This window comes from Acinetobacter sp. AOR12_HL (assembly GCF_027855275.1).
In the GTDB taxonomy this organism is placed as follows: domain Bacteria; phylum Pseudomonadota; class Gammaproteobacteria; order Pseudomonadales; family Moraxellaceae; genus Acinetobacter; species Acinetobacter baumannii.
On the sequence record NZ_JAKTIJ010000020.1, the window covers coordinates 117,318 to 141,394 of the forward strand.

General features: G+C 39.2%; 17 protein-coding genes. 13 read left to right on the plus strand and 4 right to left on the minus strand.

The genetic code is table 11. The features are described from left to right. Nucleotides 1–44: 44 nt before the first annotated feature. Nucleotides 45–920: a translation elongation factor Ts gene (gene tsf, locus MKL36_RS09120; RefSeq protein WP_000125378.1), complete on the minus strand. Its 876-nt coding sequence runs from the start codon at nucleotides 918–920 to the stop codon at nucleotides 45–47. Between the two features lie 137 nt (nucleotides 921–1,057). Continuing rightward, a complete protein-coding gene (gene rpsB / locus MKL36_RS09125) occupies nucleotides 1,058–1,810 on the minus strand; it encodes a 30S ribosomal protein S2 (RefSeq protein WP_001982118.1) in 753 nt (250 codons plus the stop codon). A 209-nt stretch (nucleotides 1,811–2,019) separates the two neighbouring features. Between rpsB and map the strand changes: the two genes are divergently transcribed. The 4 genes from map (at nucleotide 2,020) to MKL36_RS09145 (ending at nucleotide 7,315) form a co-directional block, all read left to right on the plus strand. Further along, complete coding sequence (map, locus tag MKL36_RS09130) at nucleotides 2,020–2,847, plus strand: type I methionyl aminopeptidase (protein ID WP_001089491.1); 828 nt, start codon at nucleotides 2,020–2,022, stop codon at nucleotides 2,845–2,847. A gap of 204 nt (nucleotides 2,848–3,051) precedes the next feature. Next, entirely contained in the window at nucleotides 3,052–4,170 is a 1,119-nt protein-coding gene (locus tag MKL36_RS09135) for an OmpW/AlkL family protein (protein WP_000976517.1), read from the plus strand. A 409-nt stretch (nucleotides 4,171–4,579) separates the two neighbouring features. Continuing rightward, nucleotides 4,580–5,926 (plus strand): MFS transporter, encoded by a 1,347-nt coding sequence (locus tag MKL36_RS09140; RefSeq protein ID WP_000097621.1) that lies wholly within the window; start codon nucleotides 4,580–4,582, stop codon nucleotides 5,924–5,926. Between the two features lie 174 nt (nucleotides 5,927–6,100). Continuing rightward, a complete protein-coding gene (locus MKL36_RS09145; protein ID WP_021511555.1) occupies nucleotides 6,101–7,315 on the plus strand; it encodes an MFS transporter in 1,215 nt (404 codons plus the stop codon). A 243-nt stretch (nucleotides 7,316–7,558) separates the two neighbouring features. Here MKL36_RS09145 and sthA read toward each other — a convergent pair whose 3' ends face one another. Beyond that, nucleotides 7,559–8,971, minus strand: coding sequence for a Si-specific NAD(P)(+) transhydrogenase (gene sthA / locus MKL36_RS09150; protein ID WP_001137505.1), 1,413 nt, complete (start codon nucleotides 8,969–8,971; stop codon nucleotides 7,559–7,561). Nucleotides 8,972–9,167: 196 nt separating this feature from the next. Between sthA and lipA the strand changes: the two genes are divergently transcribed. From lipA to MKL36_RS09165, 3 genes are all read left to right on the plus strand, one after another. After that, nucleotides 9,168–10,181, plus strand: a complete 1,014-nt coding sequence (lipA, locus tag MKL36_RS09155; protein WP_001289259.1) for a lipoyl synthase — start codon at nucleotides 9,168–9,170, stop codon at nucleotides 10,179–10,181. 283 nt (nucleotides 10,182–10,464) lie between these two features. Next, nucleotides 10,465–12,930: an acyl-CoA dehydrogenase gene (locus MKL36_RS09160; RefSeq protein ID WP_021511554.1), complete on the plus strand. Its 2,466-nt coding sequence runs from the start codon at nucleotides 10,465–10,467 to the stop codon at nucleotides 12,928–12,930. A 103-nt stretch (nucleotides 12,931–13,033) separates the two neighbouring features. Next, nucleotides 13,034–13,417, plus strand: coding sequence for a carboxymuconolactone decarboxylase family protein (locus tag MKL36_RS09165; protein ID WP_000043121.1), 384 nt, complete (start codon nucleotides 13,034–13,036; stop codon nucleotides 13,415–13,417). Between the two features lie 38 nt (nucleotides 13,418–13,455). Here the strand turns inward: MKL36_RS09165 and MKL36_RS09170 are convergent, their stop codons facing one another. Continuing rightward, nucleotides 13,456–13,992, minus strand: coding sequence for a cysteine peptidase family C39 domain-containing protein (locus MKL36_RS09170; RefSeq protein WP_021511553.1), 537 nt, complete (start codon nucleotides 13,990–13,992; stop codon nucleotides 13,456–13,458). 221 nt (nucleotides 13,993–14,213) lie between these two features. Here MKL36_RS09170 and ahcY point away from each other — a divergent pair, with 221 nt between their 5' ends. The 6 genes from ahcY (at nucleotide 14,214) to MKL36_RS09200 (ending at nucleotide 24,066) form a co-directional block, all read left to right on the plus strand. Continuing rightward, nucleotides 14,214–15,596 carry an adenosylhomocysteinase gene (gene ahcY, locus MKL36_RS09175; protein ID WP_000994842.1) on the plus strand — a complete coding sequence of 461 codons (1,383 nt, stop codon included), beginning with the start codon at nucleotides 14,214–14,216 and terminating at the stop codon, nucleotides 15,594–15,596. A 71-nt stretch (nucleotides 15,597–15,667) separates the two neighbouring features. Continuing rightward, entirely contained in the window at nucleotides 15,668–16,504 is an 837-nt protein-coding gene (gene metF, locus MKL36_RS09180; protein WP_000167013.1) for a methylenetetrahydrofolate reductase [NAD(P)H], read from the plus strand. A gap of 18 nt (nucleotides 16,505–16,522) precedes the next feature. Continuing rightward, nucleotides 16,523–17,245 (plus strand): 16S rRNA (uracil(1498)-N(3))-methyltransferase, encoded by a 723-nt coding sequence (locus tag MKL36_RS09185; protein ID WP_002132055.1) that lies wholly within the window; start codon nucleotides 16,523–16,525, stop codon nucleotides 17,243–17,245. 134 nt (nucleotides 17,246–17,379) lie between these two features. Continuing rightward, a complete protein-coding gene (locus MKL36_RS09190; RefSeq protein WP_021510992.1) occupies nucleotides 17,380–20,229 on the plus strand; it encodes a putative bifunctional diguanylate cyclase/phosphodiesterase in 2,850 nt (949 codons plus the stop codon). A 236-nt stretch (nucleotides 20,230–20,465) separates the two neighbouring features. Then, nucleotides 20,466–22,736, plus strand: coding sequence for an NADP-dependent malic enzyme (locus tag MKL36_RS09195; protein WP_021510993.1), 2,271 nt, complete (start codon nucleotides 20,466–20,468; stop codon nucleotides 22,734–22,736). Nucleotides 22,737–22,827: 91 nt separating this feature from the next. After that, nucleotides 22,828–24,066 (plus strand): multifunctional CCA addition/repair protein, encoded by a 1,239-nt coding sequence (locus MKL36_RS09200; RefSeq protein WP_021510994.1) that lies wholly within the window; start codon nucleotides 22,828–22,830, stop codon nucleotides 24,064–24,066. Nucleotides 24,067–24,077 lie beyond the last annotated feature (11 nt).

A 24,077-nucleotide genomic window follows, 5' to 3' on the forward strand; every position in this document is an offset into this window, starting at 1 on the left:
GAGATAAAAAAAGCCCCATAGGGGGCTTTTTTTGAAGATACGAATTACTTCGCAGCAGCTTGAGCAGCAGCAACTTCTTCAGCAAAGCTAAGTTCAGCTTTTTTCTCGATACCTTCACCAACTTCGAAACGTACGAAGTTAGCAACATTTGTACCAGTCGCTTTTAATACGTCAGCAACTTTTTTCTCGTTGTCGATAACGTACATTTGACGGTCAAGAGCAACTTCGTTTAAGTATTTCTCAACAGAACCAGTTACCATTTTCTCAACGATGTTCGCTGGTTTACCAGATTCTAACGCTTTCGCTTCAGCAATTTCTTTCTCTTTAGCGATAAGGTCAGCTGGAACAGCTTCAGCATTTACTGCTACTGGGTTGAATGCAGCAACGTGCATTGCAATACCTTTACCAGTGTCAGCATCACCAGTATAAGAAACTACAACACCGATTTTTAAACCGTGTTTATAGATAGCCAATTGTTCGCCTTCAACGATTTTCGCACGACGAACTTGGATGTTTTCACCGATTTTTTGAACAAGCGCGATACGAGCTTCTTCAACTGATTGGCCATCAGCTAATTTTAATTCAGCAATTTTAGCAGCATCAGTTTCACCAGCAGCTAATGCAGCAGCAGCAACTGTGTGTGCAAAGTTAGAGAAGTTTTCGTCTTTAGCAACGAAGTCTGTTTGACAGTTTACTTCAACTAAGATCGCTTTATTACCGTCTTGAACGATAGTGATTGCACCGTCAGCAGCAATGTTGCCAGCTTTTTTAGCAGCTTTAGCTTGACCAGATTTACGAAGGTTATCAATAGCAAGTTCGATGTCACCGTTCGCTTCTGTTAATGCTTTTTTGCATTCCATCATTGCAAGACCAGTACGGTCACGTAATTCTTTTACCATGCTTGCAGTAATTGCAGTCATGTTGATCTCCTAAAATCGGTAGAAAATAAATCTGTTCAACAAAAACGGCCCAAAGAAACTCTGGGCCGTTTGCACTCTCGACGCTTAATTTGCCACCATTACATGTCGCAAAAATGACAAGCCTGCGTCAAAACGCATTAAGCCTCAGAAGCGTCTTTCGCAGCGTCATCGCCTTTTGCTTGAGCGTTCGCTTGAGATTGAGCGTATTCTTTACCAGCAAGAATTGCATCAGCCATAGCTGAAGCATATAAAGTTACTGCACGGATCGCATCGTCGTTACCAGGAATAACGTAATCTACGTTGTCTGGGTTAGAGTTTGTATCAACGATACCGATAACAGGAATACCTAAGTTTTTCGCTTCTTTGATTGCAATCGCTTCGTGATCAACGTCGATTACAAATAATGCGTCAGGTAAACCACCCATGTTTTTAACGCCGCCTAAAGAGCGCTCAAGTTTTTCCATCTCACGAGTACGTTCTAAAGCTTCACGTTTAGTAAGCTTAGCAAAAGTACCGTCTTGAGATTGAGTTTGAAGATCTTTTAAACGGTTGATAGATTGGCGAAGTGTTTTCCAGTTCGTCAACATACCACCTAACCAACGGTGATCTACGTATGGTTGACCAGCGCGTTGAGCTTGTTCACGGATGATGTTAGAAGCAGCACGTTTTGTACCAACGAACAAAACTTTGTTCTTTTTGCTTGCTAATTGGTTAGCGAAGTTCAAAGCATCATTTAACGCAGGAACAGTGTGCTCAAGGTTGATGATGTGAATTTTGTTACGCGCGCCAAAAATGTATTGACGCATTTTTGGGTTCCAGAAACGAGTTTGGTGACCAAAGTGCGCACCTGCTTGAAGAAGGTCGCGCATGCTTACGTTGTAATCTGCCATTTTCTTTACCTTAAAAGTTGGGTTAGGCCTCCATATATCCGCATTCTCCACCTTTTTACGGGCACCCAGAGTAATGTGACGATATATGTGCGGATTTTTACTCCACCTATCAAAATTCTTCGTAAAAGATATTCACGAAAAGCATTTGATAAAATGGGCGGCTATTTATACCATAGACGCTTGTAAATTACCAAAAGTTTTTAGAGATCATGAACAGTACTTATACAGCTCCACGTCGATTAATCAAAACTCCAGATGAAATTGAAAAAATGCGCATTGCAGGACGACTGGCGGCTGAAGTTCTAGATATGATCAAGCCGCATATTAAAGCTGGTGTAAGCACACTCGAGCTTGATACGATTTGTCGTAATCATATTGAAAATGTACAGCACGCTATTCCGGCCTGTGTAGGTTACGGTGGTGCGCCAGGACGCCCTGCTTTTCAACACTCTATCTGTACTTCGGTTAACCATGTTGTATGTCATGGTATTCCTTCTGAAAATAAAATCTTAAAAAACGGCGATATCCTTAACATCGACGTGACCGTCATTAAAGATGGTTATCATGGTGATACCAACATGATGTATATCGTGGGTGGTGAAACTTCTATTCTGGCAAATCGTTTATGTAAAGTAGCTCAAGAAGCGATGTATCGCGGAATGGCAACAGTTAGAGATGGTTCGTATTTAGGCGATATTGGACATGCCATCCAAAAATATGTCGAATCAGAACGTTTTAGCGTAGTGCGTGAATATTGTGGTCATGGCATTGGTACCGTTTTCCATGATGAACCTCAAGTGTTGCACTATGGCCAAGCTGGTACGGGCATGCGTTTAGAAGCTGGTATGACTTTCACTATTGAACCTATGGTAAATGCGGGTGTTTGGCAAACTAAATTGTTAGGTGATAAATGGACAGTTGTAACTAAAGACCATAAACTTTCAGCTCAATATGAACATACTATTTTAGTCACTAAAACAGGGATTGAAGTATTAACAGCTCGCCCAGAAGAAGATCTTTCACGCTTCAATCAATAATTTAATCAAAATTAATAAAAGGCTGCTTTATGTAGCCTTTTCTTTTTTATTTTGTACTTTTTATTAATAAATATTTCCAAATATAAACAAATATTTCAAAAAAATTACAATTATTAATTTTTAATACACAATTATTTCAATAAAACGCGTTATGGTGGGCTCAATAAAAATCAGTAAACAAATGCTCGGACATGGAGTCCTTTTATGATGAAAAAGTCATTATTTTGTATGACAGCTGCCTTTTTTGCTCTGCCAACAGTCACTTCCGCCGCTTCCCCATATTTTAGTTTAAAAGATGGTGATGGTTTCAAACGTTTTTCAGTCTCAGCTGGTTGGCTCCATGCTATGCCTCAAGGCTCAGGAAACCCTGTCAATATCAATACTAGCGTTGCAGAAGGTACAAAATCTAAAGTTGGAGATGTATCTACAAAAGCCGTTTTAGACGCAATCGATCAAAGTAAACCTTCAGGACAATTTTGGCATAGCACTATTAGCCTTCTTGATAAGTTTACAGACACTCTTCCCTCATCACTTGCGGGTACAGCAGAAATTAATGGTCTTTCTCAATGGGAACAACAAGGGTCTGGCTTAGAAGCTGCTGATGTTGATACCGTTGGTCTTATGTTTAACTACAACTTTACGGATAATTTATCTTTAGAAATTAAAGGTGGTATTCCCCCTAAAGTAGATATTAATGGAAAAGGTAATATTTACGCTCCCCTCTCTGGAAAAGCGACTCCACTAAAAGATGGATCTGTGATTGGAGGAATCATCGGAGATGGTATTGCCAAAGCGGGTGGAGATATTCCTTTAAAGCAAGACATTCATATTACTGATCTTTCTCAGGGCGGTAAGGCTGCGACCGCACGTGCATGGTTACCAGCTGTTGAGCTACATTATCAATTTGGTAAAACAGGTGTAAATAAGTTCCGTCCTTATATCGGAGCTGGCGTGATGTATGCATACTTTAATGATTTAAAAATGAATTCCGGTATTGAAGCCGATTTAATTCAAGCGGGTCACATGATCCAGAATATCCATGATAATAAAGCAGGTGCAGCATTAGATCGTAAAACATCTTCTGCTAATCCTATTGTGAAACTAGAAGCGACAGATACATTTGCACCTATCGTTACAGTAGGAGCAACTTATGATTTTAATCCGAACTTGTTTGCTGTAGGCTCAGTTTCTTATTCGAAAATGAATAGCGAAGCAAAAATTTACGTGACTGATCAAAATACAGGTAAAGAATTAATTCAGGCAAATAGCAAAATTGATATTGACCCGCTTATTACCTATTTAGGTGTGGGTTACCGATTCTAAATCTCAAAAGCACACAAGCTATAAAAGCTTTACTTAAGCTTTTATAGCTTTTTTATCCCACCAAAATTGCTTCTTTTTAAACCAAAATGCCAAAAAAATGAGCATTTTTTAGAAACGTGTTTACTAAGCTCAACCTTCTTTATTTTTTATTATCACCTCTTCTTTTAATTCCTTTTCTCTAATCATTTTTATGTTAGACAACTAACCTAATAAAATTAAAAACTAAGATTTTCCTTTTAGTAAAAATTATCTTTTGGCACGCCCTTTGCTTTATTTATGACATGATGAATCAATGGCGATTCAATGGATAAACCAAGACGGCCAAAGATGTCCGCTCTGATCGGTATGCAAATAGACAATTCATTTTGTCATGCAAATTAAAATTTCGTTCAGTTCAGGGGGACGGCGTATGTCTTCAAATATTAATTTAGATGCAAAAAAAGCGACTGAAATTAAATTATTCAGTTTTTCAACCCCAGCCATGCGTGCTTTCCACATGACTTGGCTCGCGTTCTTTGTCTGCTTCTTCGCATGGTTTGCTTGCGCTCCATTAATGCCCGTTATTAAAGGTGAGTTCGGCTTAACCAAAGATCAAATTGCCAATATTAATATTGCCGCCGTTGCAATTACAATTTTAGTGCGGCTTGCTGTCGGACCACTTTGTGATAAATATGGTCCGCGTATTACTTACACCACCCTTCTCTTACTTGGCAGTATTCCTGTATTTGGTGTTGCCGCTGCCAACAGCTATGAATCTTTTCTTTTCTTCCGTTTACTCATCGGTGCAATTGGCGCAAGCTTTGTCATTACGCAATATCATACCAGTATCATGTTTGCGCCAAATGTCGTAGGCACAGCAAATGCAGCTGCTGCGGGTTGGGGTAATGCTGGCGGTGGTGCAACACAAGCTCTAATGCCTTTATTACTCGGTGCAATTGTCATGTTCGGTGTCGAGCAAACTATGGGTTGGCGCGTTGCATTAATCGTACCAGGCGTAATGATGGTAATTGTTGGGGTTCTTTACTGGAAACTCACCCAAGACTGTCCTCAAGGAAACTTTAAAGAAGTTCGTGCACAAGGTATTGAGGTGGGTAGCGGTAAAAAAGGTGGCATGGCAATCTTAATGCAAGCGGCTCGTAACTACCGTGTCTGGATTTTATTCCTCGCTTATGGTGCTTGCTTTGGTATTGAAATTTTCATCCATAATGTTGCCGCAATGTACTATGTTGACCAATTCAAAATGGATTTAAAAACAGCAGGGTTAACCGCAGGTATATTTGGCCTTCTTGCCTTATTTGCACGTGCATTAGGCGGTATTATTTCCGATAAAGTCGCACTTAAAAAAGGTTTAGACGGACGTACTAAAGTACTTGTACTGATGATTTTAGGCGAAGGTTTATTCTTAATACTCTTCTCTCAAATGAACGTCGTAGCTCTTGCAATTATTTCCATGACAGTTTTTGCATTGTTTACCCATATGGCTTGCGGAGCAACATATGCACTGGTCCCTTTTATTGACCGAAATGCATTAGGCGGCGTCGCAGGCATTATTGGCGCAGGTGGAAATGTGGGCGCAGTAGCAGCTGGTTTCTTACTAAAAGGCGTACTTGATATTCAAACTTGTCTATTTATTTTAGGTGGACTGGTTATGGTTGCAGGCTGTAGTGTAATTTTGATTCGCTTCACAACCGAGCACAAAGAAAAAGAAAAAGTACTTTTTGAACAGGCTCTACTTGAACGCAATTCAGCAGCTTAATTCTGATAAGAAGCAGAAATCACAAATGATTTTTGCTTCTTCACCTTTTTCATAATAATCCGAAATCTCTAAGATACTTTTTAATTTTTCTTAAAATAATTTTATAGATATATCGATATTATTCGATATATCTTCTACAATGATTTATCACATTCTTATAATTTTCTACTCACAATGACTAAAACAAGCCATCAGTTTTCTCAATCACTCATTTATATGCTCATTGGAAGTGCCATTATTTTGGCTTTGTCACTAGGTGTACGACATGGTTTTGGGCTTTATTTAGTCCCGATGAGTCATGAGTTCGGTTGGGGACAGCATGTTTTTAGTCTAGCAATTGCCATGCAAAATCTAATCTGGGGTGCAGTTCAGCCTTTTACTGGGGCAATTGCAGATAAATATGGCAGTAAAGTTGTGGTAACAGTCGGCGGATTACTTTATACCCTTGGCTTACTCTTAATGGCTTTTAGTTCAAGTGTACTCATTTTGAATTTAAGCTTAGGTCTGATTATTGGTTTAGCTTTATCAGCAACTTCTTTTACAGTTCTGCTTAGCGCAGTAGGCCGAGCTGCTCCGCCAGAAAAAAGAAGTATGGCAATGGGTATTGCCAGTGCAGCCGGTTCTTTTGGCCAATTTATTATGCTGCCTTCTACCCTTCTCTTACTTAAGACAGTGGGGTGGTCATCAGCTTTAATGGTAAGTGCGCTGTTAATCGCTCTTATTATTCCTCTAGCATGGATGTTAAAAGGGCCAAGCAACCAAACCCCAAAAGCAATTGCCCAACCTCAGCTCACCTTTAAACAAGTACTTCACATTGCGAGAAAACATAAACCGTTTTGGTGGTTAGCTTTAGGCTTTTTAGTATGTGGCTTCCAAGTTGTCTTCCTGGGTGTTCACCTACCAGGTTATTTAATCGACCGCGGCTTTGATGCCGCTATAGGTACGGTGTTTCTTGCTTTAGTCGGATTATTTAATATCGTAGGGACTTATGGCGCAGGCTGGTTAGGAGATCGTTTCTCGAAACCTAAATTATTAATGGCACTTTATGGTAGCCGCGGCATCGCAATCATTGCTTTCTTATTGTTACCTCTAAGCACTTATACAGTATATGCTTTCGGTATTATCATGGGGCTTCTATGGCTTTCTACGGTTCCGCTTACCAATGGTATCGTGGCAAATATGTTTGGTGTTAAATACCTTTCAATGTTAAGTGGTATTGTGTTTTTCACCCATCAAGTCGGGTCTTTCTTTGGTGGTTGGCTTGGCGGTGTTAACCATGACTTAACAGGTAATTACAATGCGATTTGGCTCTGTTCTATCGCATTGAGTATATTAGGGGTAATCGTACATTTCTTTGTAAATGAGGAGGCTGTTATTCATGACGCATAATGCCGTACTTTTGAAAACAATTATGACTTTCCTCATCTTAGCTCTTCTGGTTTTTTCTATTGTTTTATGGAAACAGACACCTGATTTGTTTGAATATTTTAATCAAGCATTTTGTGCACACTAGAGAGATGAGACGCTGAAATCACTCTGTACATTGTCATAAAAATATAAAAAACATATGGTCTAATAAAAATAAAAAAGCCCGCAAGTTTGCGGGCTTTTTTATGAAAAACTTATTTAAAATCAAAATAAACGATTCATACCATTAAGTGCAGCCACACGGTATGCTTCAGCCATGGTTGGATAGTTAAAAGTCGTTTCAACAAAATATTTCAAAGTATTGTTTGGGCTGTGCATAACTGCTTGTCCAATGTGGATAATTTCAGCAGCATTATTACCAAAACAGTGAATACCTAAAATTTCCAAAGTGTCACGATGGAAAAGAATCTTCAACTCACCTACTGTATCACCGGTAATTTGTGCACGAGCTAAATGACGGAAAGAAGCCTGACCGACTTCATACGGAATTTTCTCTTCCGTTAATTCCTGTTCATTCTTACCAATAGATGAGATTTCCGGAATGGTATAAATACCTGTAGGGATATCACGTACTGGCTTAGCGTCTTCACCACTCATGTTTGCACCAGCACAGCGCCCTTGGTCATAGGCAGCCGAAGCAAGTGAAGGCCAACCAATCACGTCACCAGCCGCATAGATGTTTTCAACTTCAGTTTGATATTGATCATTTACAGAAAGTTGACCACGGCTATTTGGTACCAACCCAACATTTTCAAGACCTAAACCTTCTGTGTTACCTGAACGACCATTACACCAAAGAATCGCATCAGCTTTAATCTTTTTACCACTTTGTAAATGTAGAACAACGTGGTCATCAAATGTTTCAAGATGATCCATTTGTTCATTGTGACGAATCAACACGCCCTGTTCACGTAAGTGATAAGACAAAGCATCGGCGATTTCATCATCTAGATAACTTAAGAGTTTTTGTTGAGTATTGATCAAGTCAACTTTATGGTCTAAACCAATAAAAATTGAGGCATATTCACAGCCAATAACACCTGCGCCATAAATAATGATTTTTTGAATTGAGTAATCAAGATCAAGAATTTTGTCCGAATCAAATACGCGCGGGTGGTCAAAATCAAGACCTTGCGGATGATAAGGACGGCTACCTGTCGCGATCACGATTTGCTTACAGATAATTGTTTCTTTAATGCCTTCGTGGCTAAAAACTAAAACTGTATTTTTGTCTTGAATATATGCACGACCGTGGAAGACACCAATTTTGTTACGGTCATAAAAGCGCGTATGCGTATCAACCTGTTGTTGAATCACTTTGTGCGCATTACGCAAGACCTGTTTCATAGTGAACTGTTTCCATTCACCTACTTTTTGAAACATTGGATCACGCTGATAGCGAATAATGCTAGAAACTGTTTGACGTAATGCTTTACTTGGAATGGTTCCTACGTGTGCACAGTTACCACCGAGTTGATCACGTACATCTACAATTGCAACACGCTTACCAGCTTTTGCAAGCTTCATTGCCGCGCCTTCACCTGCAGGTCCAGAACCGAGAACTACCGCATCGTACTTAACGAAATTCCCACTAACGACCTCTTTTTTACGTGGCATTGAAAGCTCCTTCCTCTGTTGAATGACCATATTTTATAATAAATTATGGCTAATATGCGGTGAATTTATGTATTTCTCAACCCTATATTTCTGAATAGCCACATTTATTATATGAATAGTTATTTTCCGCTATTACTTGTAGAAGTCCGCTATAATAGAATGTCAATGTCTCTATAAACGAGTGGAAAAGTTAAATATGTCAGAACACCGTAAACCTGAACAGGGTGTAAAACTTCGTGGCGCAGAAAAAGTCGCAAGAATTCCTGTAAAAGTTGTACCTACGGTTGAAGTGCCGCGTAAACCTGACTGGATTCGTGTCAAGATGACGGCACCAGAAGAAGTTCAGCGTATTAAAACGACTTTACGTGCTCAAAAACTCCATACCGTTTGTGAAGAAGCAGCTTGTCCGAACCTTCCAGAATGCTTTGGCGGTGGTACAGCAACATTCATGATCATGGGTGATATTTGTACACGTCGTTGCCCTTTCTGTGACGTAGCGCATGGTCGTCCAAATGCATTGGACCCTGATGAACCACGCCACATGGCAGAGACTATTGCCAATCTTAAGCTCAAATACGCAGTAATCACTTCGGTTGACCGTGATGACTTGCTTGACGGCGGTGCACAACACTTTGTGGACTGTATTAAAGAAGCTCGCGCACTTAGCCCAAATACATTACTTGAAATTTTAGTACCAGACTTCCGTGGACGTATGGATATTGCTTTACGCATTATGACTGAATGTCCACCAGACGTATTTAACCACAATATTGAGACTGTACCTCGTCTATATAAAGCGATGCGTCCAGGTTCAGATTATCAGCACTCTTTAAACCTATTAAAAATGTTTAAAGAATACTGTCCAGACATCCCAACAAAATGTGGTTTGATGGTGGGTATTGGTGAAACTGAAGAAGAAGTCATTGCATTGCTTGATGACTTACGTGCTCACGATGTCGACTATGTCACTATTGGTCAATACTTGCAGCCTTCTAAACAGCATGCACCAATTGACCGTTTTGTAACACCAGAAGAATTTGAACGTTATGCAGAGCATGGCCGTAAACTTGGCTTTAGAAATATTTGGTCTGCACCAATGGTTCGTTCAAGCTATTTTGCTGATCGCCAATACTATGGTGAACCTGTTCCTGAAGTTCGTCGCAAGGTAGATCCTGCGAAAAAAATTGCGGTACAAGCAATCGAAGCTTAACACTTCATAAGTATTAAAAAGGCCTTCAGATTATGAGGGCTTTTTTATTTATACAAGAAAATCAATAACATTTCTTGACAAATCGATAAAACAAGCCATTACACTTTCATTCAAAAATATTTTATACCTAAAAGCACGATATATCCCTGCTCTAGCATATACATCAATTGCGACATAAAAAATCAAATTTAAACAGCATTAAAAAATTCGCTAGTTAAGCCTTAAATCTCTCCTCGCTTTTTTATTATTTCTAACTTGAGGGCTTATCTAGCAAGGAGCAAGTATGATTTTCCTACTCTTTGTTTTAAGTATTGTCATTCAGCTTGTTGCAATATGGGCAATTTTCTTTTTTAACCTAAATAGAGTCACTGGTAGTGTTATTACGATTGCTGTAGCCATACTTACTGCTTTCATTTTAACGCCGTGGGCATTACTTTTAGGGATTCCCCTTATTGCACTTAGCATTATTATTTTGTTTAAACCTTTACGGTTTAACTTAATTACCCAACCTGCATATAAAACTCTGGCCAACTCAATGCCGAGCATCAGTACCACTGAACAAGAAGCCTTAGAAGCAGGAACAAGCTGGTGGGAAAAAGAGTTATTTATGGGAGCTCCAGATTGGTCGCAATTTGAAAAATATCCCTATCCTACACTTTCACCAGAAGAACAAAGTTTTATTGATAATGAAGTTGAAGTGCTATGTAGCATGCTTGATGAATGGGAAATTCACCATCAATTAAAAGACCTTCCTCCTGAAGTTTGGCAGTTCATTAAAGATAAAGGCTTCTTGGGTCTTATTATTCCAAAATCCTTTGGCGGTAAAGAGTTCAGCTCATTTGCTCAAAGTCGCATTATGAGCAAAATTGCCTCGCGTTCATTAACTGCTGCGGTGAGTTGTATGGTTCCTAACTCATTAGGACCCGGTGAATTACTCATGCATTACGGTACAGATGCGCAAAAGCAGCAATATCTACCGGGACTTGCTAAAGGTGAAGAAATTCCATGCTTTGGTTTAACCAGTCCGGAAGCAGGTTCAGATGCAGGTGCAATTCCAGATTCGGGTGTAGTCTGCTATGGCGAATATGAAGGTGCTCAAGTTCTTGGGCTGCGCATGAATTTCTCTAAACGTTGGATTACGCTCGCTCCAATTGCCACAGTGGTCGGTCTAGCATTTAAACTTTATGACCCCGAAGGTTTACTTGGAGATAAGACTAAAACTGAGTACGGGATTACCTGTGCTTTAATTCCAGCCAATCATGCAGGCGTAAAAATAGGTGCACGACACTATCCGGGCTCTCCATTCATGAATGGGACAGTAGAGGGTGAAGATGTCTTCATTCCAATTGACTGGATTATTGGCGGACAAGAAAATGCTGGTAAAGGCTGGCGCATGCTGATGGAATGCTTAGGTGTTGGCCGAGGTATTTCACTGCCCGCATTAGCCACGGCCGCAGGTGAAATGAGCTATCTCACTGTCGGTGCTTTTGCAAGAATTCGTCAACAGTTCAATATTTCTGTCGGCAAATTTGAAGGTGTACAAGAAGCAAGCAGTGAAATTGCCAGCGATGCCTATATGCTTGAAGCATTCCGTTATTTAGTGACGTGTGGTCTAAACCAAGGTGGAACCCCTGCTGTAATGACTGCCATGGCAAAATACTATGCAACCGAAACGATGCGTAAAGTGGTTAATCACGGAATGGATATTGCTGGAGGACGTGCAATTCAACTTGGGCCACGCAATTTCCTTGCTCTCACCTATCAAGCGATTCCAATTGCTATTACAGTAGAAGGTGCAAATATTTTAACCCGCTCATTGATGATTTTTGGTCAAGGCTCAATGCGCTGTCACCCTTATCTTTTTGAAGAATTGCAATTACTTCAGTCTGACGACAAAGCCAATACCGTACAAAAATTCGATGATTTGTTGTTTAAACATTTAGCCTATACCTTTAACCGCGGTGCAAGATCATTTGCTTATGGTTGGACAGGTGGTTCGAGTGATGCGCCTCAGTCAGCAGATCAATTCACTGCAAGTTACTATAAAACCATCAATCGTTTTAGCGCCAATTTTTCACTTGTTTCCGATATGGCACTAGGATTACTCGCAGGAGACCTAAAGCGTAAAGAAATGCTATCAGGCCGCTTGGCAGATATTCACGCGCACTTGTTTATTGCCACTGCAATTTTAAAATATTATGAGGCTGGACAAAAAACTGAAGCTGAACAACTTCATGCCAAACTAGCACTGCAAAAAGCATTCTTGAATATTCAGGAAGCATTTTGGGGACTATTTGACAACTTCCCAGCCAAGCTTCCAGCAGCATTTGTCAAATGGATATGCTTCCCGTTAGGTCGTGTGATTTCAAAACCTGACGATGAGTTAAAACAACAAGTTGCTGAACTCATGATGGAAGAACATTCGTTTAGAGAGCAACTCAAACGCCATGTGTACTATTCAACTGAACCTAATGATGTCACTGGCCGTCTAGAGCACACGTTCCAAATGTTAAGAACCATTGAACCGCTTTGGGATAAGTTTAAGAAAGCTGAATCCAAAGGCAAGTTTACGGGTCTTACTTTTGAAGAGAATATTGCGCAAGCGATAAAAGAAGGCTTTATTTCTGAAAGCGAAGCTCAACAATTATTGCAGTACAACGCAATTCGATTCGATAGCATGCTTACCGATGTTTTTGATGAAAAGTTAAATAAAGACCTACCTTTATCAAATCCTCATCAAATAGTGTGACTGATGCCTCCACTAATTCACTATTGCAATCATTTTTGATTCGCATTAATTAATAAACAGCCATAAAAGCGTCACTCGACGCTTTTATTTTTAGGAGAAATTAATGTCTAAGCAAGATTACGAAAATGGATTAAAAGTACGCACAGAAGTGATGGGAGAAGCTTTTGTAAAACGTGCCCAAGAAAATACCGTGCCCTTTACCCAGCCTTTACAAGACTGGATTAATGAACATGCATGGGGATCGACTTGGCAACGTGAAGGTGTGCTGCCACGTAAATATCGCTCATTAATTACTTTGGCAATGTTAACTGCACTCAAATCACCAACAGAACTCAAGGGCCATGTTCGTGGTGCACTCAACAATGGTTGTACAGTTGAAGAAATTCAGGAAACTTTATTGCATAGCCTGCCATATTGCGGTGCCCCTGCTACTCAGGAAGCTTTCCGGGCTGCGTTAGAAGTCATTCAAGAATATCAACAACAATAACTTCAGTATGAGCCAGCACTTTACTGGCTCATTTAAGTTTAATTCAATTTAGTCGAATGAATATTTAAATTACGGTCACCAATTACGACAGCCTGACGGCAAATACCTTCTGCTTTACGTTGATTCTCAAAAACTGCTGCCGACATCGGCTCAAAACTATCAAAAAAGCAGATTTCATTTTGATCTATAGAATAAATGAGCGACTGATTCCCTACCCCTTCTAAAGTGTCGTAGTACACAATCACCATTTTTCCATTTTGCGTCTCTGTTTGAATATCTTGATAGCTCAGCGCTGGCCCAGTTGGTATTCTTAATACCTTTGCTTCTTTATAGCTCATGCGTTCGCTTGGGCTAATGTTAGGATCATGATCTGAGTGAAATGACACCTCAAAGCCCAACTTTTTTAAAGCAATGGCTAAAGCAATCGTATAAGTTCCTTCATCGTCATAGCGGCAAACTTTAATCAGCTCAGCAACATCAATTTGTACTCCATGATGTTGAAGTACCATCCAAACTGCAAAAAGGCCACAGTTCGCTTCGAGGTTTGCCAAAGATTCGGGAATATTTAAGGCCATAATTTAAATCTAAAGTCGTAATTACGCAGATAATAAACAAAACTGGATTGGCACTAAAAGCTTTTCCAAGTACAATGTTTCGCTAGTCGAGGGATGCTGCGACAAATGATCGGCACTAAAGATCATTTTGCCAGGCTCGACGATCGGTTAAACAGTCGTTTTAACCAACAACGGCATCCGCGAACAGAATGATCAATACTATTTTTTCCTAGGAGATCCTGATGAACGCGGTTAATGCTTCATTTACAGATTACAAAGTTGCTGACATCTCACTTGCTGACTACGGTCGTAAAGAAATCAAACTTGCTGAAGCAGAAATGCCAGCTTTGATCGGCTTACGTAAACGTTATGCAGCGTCTAAACCACTTGCTGGTGCAAAAATTCTTGGTTGTATCCACATGACTATTCAAACAGCGGTTCTTATTGAAACGCTTGTTGAATTAGGTGCTGAAGTTCGCTGGACATCTTGTAATATCTTCTCGACTCAAGACCACGCTGCTGCTGCAATTGCTGCTCGCGGTATTCCAGTTTTTGCTTGGAAAGGTGAAACTGAAGAAGAATATGTATGGTGCCTTGAACAACAAATCAATGTAAATGGCCAACCTTGGGATGCCAACATGATCTTGGATGATGGCGGTGACTTAACTGCTCTTGTTCATGAAAAATATCCTGCTCTTTTAGAGCGCATTCACGGTATTACCGAAGAAACTACAACAGGTGTTCAACGTCTTATCGAAATGTGGAAAGACGGCACTTTAAAAGTACCTGCAATCAACGTAAATGATTCTGTTACTAAATCTAAAAATGACAACAAATATGGTTGCCGTCACTCATTAAATGACGCAATCAAACGTGCAACAGATATGCTTTTATCTGGCCGTCGTGCGCTTGTGATCGGTTACGGTGACGTAGGTAAAGGTTCTGCTCAATCTTTACGTCAAGAAGGCATGATCGTTCGTGTAACTGAAGTTGACCCAATTTGTGCAATGCAAGCATGTATGGATGGTTATGAAGTTGTATCTCCATACAAAAACGGCGTACAAACAGGTAAAAAAGAAGATATTAACCACGATCTTCTTGGCAACACTGACCTTGTTGTAACAACAACTGGTAACTACCACGTGTGTGATGCAGCAATGTTAGACAGCTTAAAAGCTGGTGCAGTTGTATGTAACATCGGTCACTTCGATACAGAAATTGACACGGCTTATTTACGTGGTTACAAGTGGGTTGAAGTTAAGCCACAAGTTCACCAAGTTTATCGTTCAGAAGACGAAAACGATTACCTTATCCTTCTTTCTGAAGGCCGCCTTGTAAACTTAGGTAATGCAACTGGTCACCCATCACGTGTAATGGACGGTTCTTTTGCTAACCAAGTTTTAGGTCAAATTCACTTATTCCAAGAGAAATTTGCCGACCTACCTGCAAGTGAAAAAGCTGCAAAAATTCGCGTAGAAGTTCTTCCTAAGAAACTTGACGAAGAAGTTGCTGCTGCAATGGTTGCAGGTTTCGGTGGTGTACTTACTCAGTTAACTCAAGAGCAAGCTGATTATTTAGGCGTTGCTGTTGAGGGGCCATTCAAATCTGACGCTTACAAATACTAAGAACATAAGGGCAGACGGTGAACCGACTGCCCTTTTTTCTAAAAATGTTTCGCTGTTTACAAGGATTTGACATGACTAAACGTACACCTATTTCTTTTGAGTTTTTTCCGCCAAAAACTGATGCCGGTGCTGAAAAACTTCGTATTGTTCACCAAGAATTACAGCAATTAAATCCAGAGTTTTTTTCGATTACTTATGGTGCTGGTGGTTCTACTCGTGAACGCACACTTGCTGCTATTGAAGATTTCAATGGTAAAGGCACTCCTGTTGCCCCTCACCTTTCTTGTATTGGTGATGATAAGACGCGTATTGCTGAACTACTCGATTTATACAAAGCTCAAGGCATTGACCGTATTGTCGCTTTACGTGGTGACTTACCATCTGGACAGGTTGGTCTTGGCGAACTTCCTTATGCTCAAGATTTAGTACGTTTTATTCGTGAGCACTCAGGCGACCACTTTCATATTGAAGTTGCGGCTTATCCAGAAATGCATCCTCAAGCCGAAAGCCTTGACTCAGATATCCAACGTTTTATTGAAAAAGTACAAGCTGGTGCCAATGCGGGAATTACTCAATTCTTCTTTAATCCAGACTCATACTTTTATTTTATAGAACGTTTGGATAAAGCTGGAATTAACATTCCAGTCGCTCCTGGTATCATGCCTATTACCAATGCAAGTAATTTAATTCGCTTTGCAGATGGTACTGGTGCTGAAATTCCTCGCTGGATTCGTAAGCAATTACAAGCCTATGGCGATGACAGTGAAAGTATTAAAGCTTTTGGTCATGAAGTTGTTGTTAAGCTATGCGAACGCCTCATTGCAGGTGGTGCACCAAGCTTACACTTCTACTCAATGAACCAAGTCGAACCAACTCGTCAGCTTGTTGTTGACCTTGGTTTAAATTAATTTTGTAAGGCGTACCCAATGAATCGTTTTTTTATCGAAACTGAACTTACAGTTGGCTCAACAATTCAACTAACTGAATCAGTCTTCCATCATTGGGTACGTGTTTTACGCGCACAATTACAAGAACAAGCCATATTATTTAATGGCCAAGGTGGTGAGTATCTCGCGACATTGACCGAAATTAATAAAAAAAATGCGTTTGTCACTATTGAGAATTTTAATCCTGTAAACCGTAATACCCCATTTAAAGCCCTTCTTGGTCAGGTCATGAGTAAAGGTGACCGAATGGATTATGCCATTCAGAAAGCAACTGAACTTGGCGTCAGTAAGATTCAGCTCTTGACCAGTGAACGTTGCGAAATGCGTTTGAAATACGACCGCGATCAAAAAAAATTAGATCATTGGCAAGCTGTTGCAATTGCAGCATGTGAGCAATGTGGACTCAATTTAGTTCCAGAAGTTTTAGCACCTATTTCTCTTCATGAATGGTTAAACTCATCTGACCTTCCTGCATCTAAATTTGTTTTGGCTCCTGAAAAAGAGCAAAAAGATGTATTGGCAGGAATACAACCTGAACTAGCCCTCTTAATTGGTCCTGAGGGTGGTTTAAGTGACAATGAAATTACGCAAGCCAATCAAGCTGGATTTATGAACTGGTGTATTGGGGACCGTGTATTACGTACTGAAACTGCACCTGTTGTAGCATTATCTATTTTAAATTATCGGTTTTTATCCATATAAACTTATTGAACATTGATTAAATCAACAATTAAAGTTAACTTACTTTTACGGTATGAATATTAATTTAAATTTTTTTCCACTGATAAATCAGATTCTTTCTGTATAAATGTAAAAAAATAGGATAGAAAAATCTTATGTCTGGCCTTCAGGAAGAATATTTACAGCATCAAACAAAAATTGAGCAGCTTCGCCTCTCAATTCAATATATCCGCTGGTATCTTGTTAGCCTAATTTTACTGTGCCTAATTTCAGCTATTATTTTCTTTTGTTACTTTACTTCTTACATTACAAACTTTATTTGGTCAATTGGCTTTACTATTTTAACGCTTACTTGTCTATTATTTGTCCCAAAGCTATTAACACATTATCGTGATATTCATTTCATTAAGAAAACGGATTTAGTGCTACAAGGCATTTGTTTGGCGTCTGGAATTTTAATGGGAATAAATATCATTGTTCTGCATTTTTCCCTTCCTGACACTTTAATATCTGTTTCTGATGTTCATATCCTCATAGCATTATTTATTACCTCAGCCCACATAATTGGTCTTACATTTTTAACTCAACAACCTCGATATTTTTATTTACTCTTTATTCCAAGTACAGTTCCACTCATTATTGGACAGTTTACTCATTCTCAAATCACCCAACTCCCCTTTTACTTTGCATATAATTTAGCTTTCGTCGCAACTTTACTTTGTGCTTATGCAACTCAGCGTAACTATCAAAAAATTTCTCAACTATTATTTAAAAATAAACAACTTGTTCAAGTAGCAGAACAGCATACTCAATGGGCTGAAGAGTTATGTGTACAGCTCCAACAAGAAGTAAATAAATCTAAAGATATTGAAGCACAGCTTCAATTTAATAATCATTTGCTCGAACAAAAGGTTCGGGAAAGGACATATGACCTCACTAAAATGAATGAGAGGCTTGAAAGCCATCATCATAATTTAGCATTTGCACATGAAACAGCAGGTATCCGACCGTGGGATTGGGATATTGAGAAACAAAAATTAGAAATAACGTTTTTTGATCAACAAAAACAAACTCAAAATACTCCTTTACACCTCAAGTCAATTTTAGAGCGCATTCATCCCAATGACCGAAAGTTATTTGATGAACGTTTAAAAGAACACTTGGAAGGAAAATCTGATCACTTCAATATTACCTTCCGCATTTTACGTCGTAATGGTTCGTGGCGTTGGATTCATGACGTAGGACGTGTCATTAGCCGTGATCCTAAAACCAATAAAGCTTTACGTATGGTCGGAATGACCAGAGATATTCATCAGGAAAAAAAAGATCAAGAACATTTGAGACTTTCTGCGATTGTGCTTGAGCAGGCAGCTGAAGGAATTTTTATTCTAGATGAAAAACTCAACTATATTGAAGTTAACCCCTATTATGAGAAATTAACTGGCTTTTCAAAATCTGAATTATTAAGTCAGCAGCTATTTAATATCACAATAAATCAGAAGCTACAGCAACAACAATTTCACGACTCCATTACTCAACAACTTCTAAAAACTGGCGAATATATGGGCCAATTTGATGAAAAGTTTACATCAGGTAAAAGTGTCTATTTATGGCTTCATATTAATGCAGTTAAAGATGAGTACAACCAGATTATTAATTATATTGGTTTTGCACGTGATTTAACCGACCAAAAGCGACAAGAGCAGCATTTATCTTATTTAAAAAATTATGATAGTTTGACTCACCTACCTAACCGCTTTTACTATTATAATCAATTACATCAATATCTTGTTAATCCATCTTATAGTTTTAAAAATCTGGCTTTAATACGTATTAATATCGATAGATTTAGAGCATTTAATGAATTTCTAAATAATGATAGTGGGGATGAGTTACTTAAACAATTTGCACAGCGACTACGACTGACCAATATCAATGCAATTTTAGTGGCTTACTTAAACGGCGATGATTTTGCAATTATTTATGAAATATCACCTATTCATCCCAACATTGAGCAATATTGCCAAAATATATTACAAGCTTTAAATGCGCCTTTTTATATTGATGAACAAGAATATTTCATTACAGCTTCTATTGGGGTTGCTTGTTTCCCTGAGCATGGCCGGCAAATTGATCACCTCAACAATCATGCCGAACAAGCGTTGTCGGAAGCAAAACGTTTAGGTGGCAATACTATTAGCTATTATTGTAATAAAACTACAAACCCATATAAAACAGCAGACTTAGAACAAGAGTTGCGTAAAGCCATTCAAAATGATGAATTTGTGGTGTATTACCAACCAAAAATTAATTTAAATGACAAATCGATTAAAGGTTTTGAAGCACTCATTCGCTGGCAGCATCCTGAAAAAGGGTTAGTTATGCCAAATATGTTCATTCCTTTTGCTGAACGTAGTAGCCTTATTTCCGATATTGGTAAAGTCGTTTTAGATAAAGTTGGCAAACAGCTACAAGAATGGAAAAAAGCTGGCTACGCCGATGTCCGAGTTTCTGTAAATATTGTTGCTCAACAAATTCATCGAGGTTTTTTACTCAGTGATTTAGACGAAGTCTTAGACACATATCATCTTGATGGTTCAAATTTAGAACTAGAAATCACGGAATCTGCTTTATTAGATAATACTGACAATGTAAAAAAACTATTGCACTCCATTAAAGAACGTAATATTTCAATTGCACTAGATGATTTTGGCACTGGATATTCATCGCTAGCTTATTTAACAGAATACCCAATCGATGTTTTAAAAATTGACCGGGCCTTTGTTTCGAAAATCGGTGATCAAAAACAAGAAGCAATTGTGAATGCGATGATTGCGATGGGTAAAAGCATGGGATTAAAGCTAGTTGCAGAAGGTGTGGAAACCGAAGAACAAGTTATTTATCTACAAAAGCAGCAATGTGATTTTTTACAAGGCTTTTTCTTTAGCCGTCCACTTCATCCAAATCAGATTCTTCAATATCTACAAACAAATACGCATATTTGATAATTGTTTTAACAGTCTATTTTACATGCGCTGGTTTTTCCAAAAATGAGCGTTTTTGACTGTGAGAAATAGAGAAGTAGTGTTATATTCTTTAGCATTTAGCTCACCATGAGGCTATTGGCCATTCGTCTACCTATTATGTTACTTGATATAATTTTGTACATAGTAAGCAGATAAATTACCAACCTTTGTGAGCAACTTGACTAGTTTGCTTTTTTGTATCAATAGAGACTCAGATGGACGATCAATCTTTAAAACAGGCCGCTTTAAATTACCACGAATATCCAAATCCAGGGAAAATCAGCGTCACGCCAAGTAAGCAACTTGTCAACCAACGAGATTTGGCTCTAGCTTATTCACCAGGGGTTGCTGCTCCATGTTTAGAGATTGAACGTGATCCTTCAACTGCTGCAAAATATACAGCGCGTGGTAACTTGGTTGCTGTTGTCAGTAACGGTACTGCGGTTCTTGGTTTAGGTAATATTGGTCCATTAGCTTCTAAACCGGTAATGGAAGGTAAAGGCGTTCTGTTCAAAAAGTTCGCTGGTGTCGATGTATTTGATATTGAAATTGCTGAAAACGATCCAGATAAAATCGTTGATATTGTTGCTTCATTAGAACCAACTTTCGGTGGTATTAACCTTGAAGATATCAAAGCACCTGAATGTTTCTATATCGAAAAGAAACTTCGTGAACGCATGAAGATTCCTGTGTTCCATGATGACCAACACGGAACAAGTATTATTGTAGGTTCAGCATTATTAAATGCTCTACAAATCGTTAATAAGAAAATTGAAGAAATCAAAATCGTTGCTTCAGGTGCAGGTGCTGCTGCCCTTTCTTGTTTAGATTTACTTTGTGCTTTAGGCGTAAATAAAGAAAACATCATTGTTGCCGATTCTCGTGGTCTTCTTACAACTTCACGTGAAGGCTTGGATGAATCGAAAAAACGTTATGTACAAGACATTAAAGCGACTCAATTACATGAAGTAATGGCTGGCGCGGATATGTTCTTAGGTCTTTCAGCTGCTGGTATTCTCACCAAAGATATGGTGAAACAAATGGCTGAAAATCCGATTATTTTTGCATTAGCAAACCCGGATCCAGAAATTCTGCCTGAACATGCACATGAAGTACGTCCAGATGTAATCATGGCAACTGGTCGTTCGGACTACCCGAACCAAGTAAACAATGCTTTATGTTTCCCTTATATCTTCCGTGGTGCACTTGACGTAGGTGCTACAACAATTAACGAAGATATGAAAATTGCATGTGTACACGCAATTGCACGTATGGCTCACGTAGAAGCTGACGCAGCTACTTATGGTGAAAAATCTGCTTCATTTGGCCGTGACTACTTAATTCCACGCCCACTTGATCAACGTTTGATTTTAGAAATTGCGCCTGCTGTTGCTAAAGCAGCAATGGATTCAGGTGTTGCAACTCGTCCTATCGAAGATTTCTCTGCATATCGTCAAAAACTTTCTGAGTTTGTTTATAACTCAGCATTCTTGATGAAACCGATTTTTGCTCAAGCAAAAACAGATCCTAAACGTATTGCATACGCTGAAGGTGAAGATGAGCGCGTATTACGTGCTGTTCAAATTGCAGTTGATGAAGATTTAGCTAAACCAATCTTAGTTGGTCGTACAGCAGTCATTGAAGCAAACATCAAAAAATTAGGCTTACGTTTACAACACGGCGTAAATATCGAGATTGTAGATCAAGAACAAAATCCGTTATACGAAGAGTTTTGGAAAGACTACTATCAAACTATGCAACGCAAAGGCATCACTGTTGAATATGCTCAACGTGAAGCTCGCCGTCGTTCAACACTCATTGCTGCACTTCTAGTTAAGTTTGGCAAAGCAGACGGTATGTTATGTGGTACTTACAGTAGCTATAACATTCACCTTGACTTCGTACGCAATGTAATTGGTCTTAAAGAAGGCATGAACAACTTCTTCACGCTTAATGCATTAATGCTTGAAGATCGCAACTTGTTTATTGCTGATACTTATGTAAACACTAATCCGACTGCTGAACAACTTGCTGAAATGACTATTTTAGCGGCTGAAGAAGTACGTCGCTTTGGTATTACACCACGCGTAGCGCTACTTTCTCATTCAAGCTTCGGTAGTGACCAGACAGACTCAAGCGCTCAAAAAATGCGTGAAGTTTATCGTATTTTATCTGAGCAAGCTCCAGAGCTTGAAGTTGAAGGTGAAATGCATGGTGATGCAGCATTAGACGAAAATATTCGTCATTTTGCATTCCCTGGTTCTCGTTTCAAAGGTTCAGCGAACTTGTTGATTATGCCGAACTTAGATGCAGCAAATATTTCGTTCAACTTGTTAAAAGCAACTTCTGGTAACAACGTAACAATTGGTCCAATTTTGCTAGGTGCTGCTAAACCAGTTCATATTTTGACTCCGACAGCGACGACTCGCCGTCTTATCAATATGACTGCTTTAACAGTTGCTGAAATTCAACAGCAAGAAAAGTAATTTAGAAACCGCTTTTTACGAAAAGCCTTTCTAATGACTTGAGAAAACCTCTATTCTGTAGCATGATTGCTTGAAGAATAGAGGTTTTTTCATGCAAGTGTATTTAGTAGGCGGTGCTGTTCGAGATTATTTACTTGGGCATCCCTATCAAGAAAAAGACTATGTTGTGGTCGGTGCAACGCCGGAACACATGCTCGCCCAAGGTTTTCAACCTGTAGGCAAAGATTTTCCTGTGTTTCTTCATCCCGAAACCAAAGAAGAATACGCACTTGCACGAACCGAACGAAAGTCTGGACAGGGATATCACGGGTTTCAATTCTTTACTGATACAACCGTTAGTTTAGAAGATGACTTAATTCGTCGAGACTTAACCATTAATGCGATTGCAATGGATCAAGATGGTAAAATATATGATCCATATGGTGGCCAAAACGACTTAGAAAATAAAATTCTACGCCACGTTTCAGAAGCTTTTGCTGAAGACCCTTTACGGGTATTGCGAGTCGCGCGTTTTGCCGCCCGATATTTCCCATATGGTTTTCAAATTGCGCCAGAGACATTGCAACTTATGCAAACCATGGCAGATTCAGGTGAACTTGATGCACTAACACCAGAGCGCGTCTGGAAAGAAACTTCACGCGCTTTAATGGAAAATCATGCCGATATTTATTTCCAAACTTTGCGTGATTGTGGGGCCTTAAAACATCTTTTCCCTGAGATTGATGCTTTATTCGGTGTGCCTCAACGCCCCGAATATCATCCTGAAGTGGATTGTGGCATTCATACTTTAATGTCATTACAGCAAGCTTGTAAGTCGAACTACTCGCTTGATGTACGTTTCGCTGTTTTAATACATGATCTTGGTAAGGCTCTCACTCCAGCCGAGGAACTTCCTCGTCATATCATGCATGAAGAACGTGGAATTAAGCCAGTTACCCAATTATGTGAACGTTTAAGAGTTCCGACACAAACCAAACAATTAGCCTTATCTGTTTGTAAAGAACATTTAAAATGTCATCAGATTATGTCCTTGAAACCTGGTACTTTATGGCGTCTATTGCAACGCTTAGATGTTTTACGTCGTCCAGAAAGAGTGGAAGCTTTTGTACAAGCCTGCGAGTGTGATGCAAAAGGCAGATTAGGACTAGAAGACCGTCCATATCCTCAAGCTCAATACATGCGTGAAGCCATGCAAATTGTTCGTTCCATTAAAGTTCAAGATTTACCGGAGAACATTAAGGGTGCTGAAATTGGTGAAATGCTTATTCAATATCGAATTGAAGCTTTAGCTGAATTTAAAAATCAGCATCAAAGTCTTAGTCACTCTTAATACACAACAAT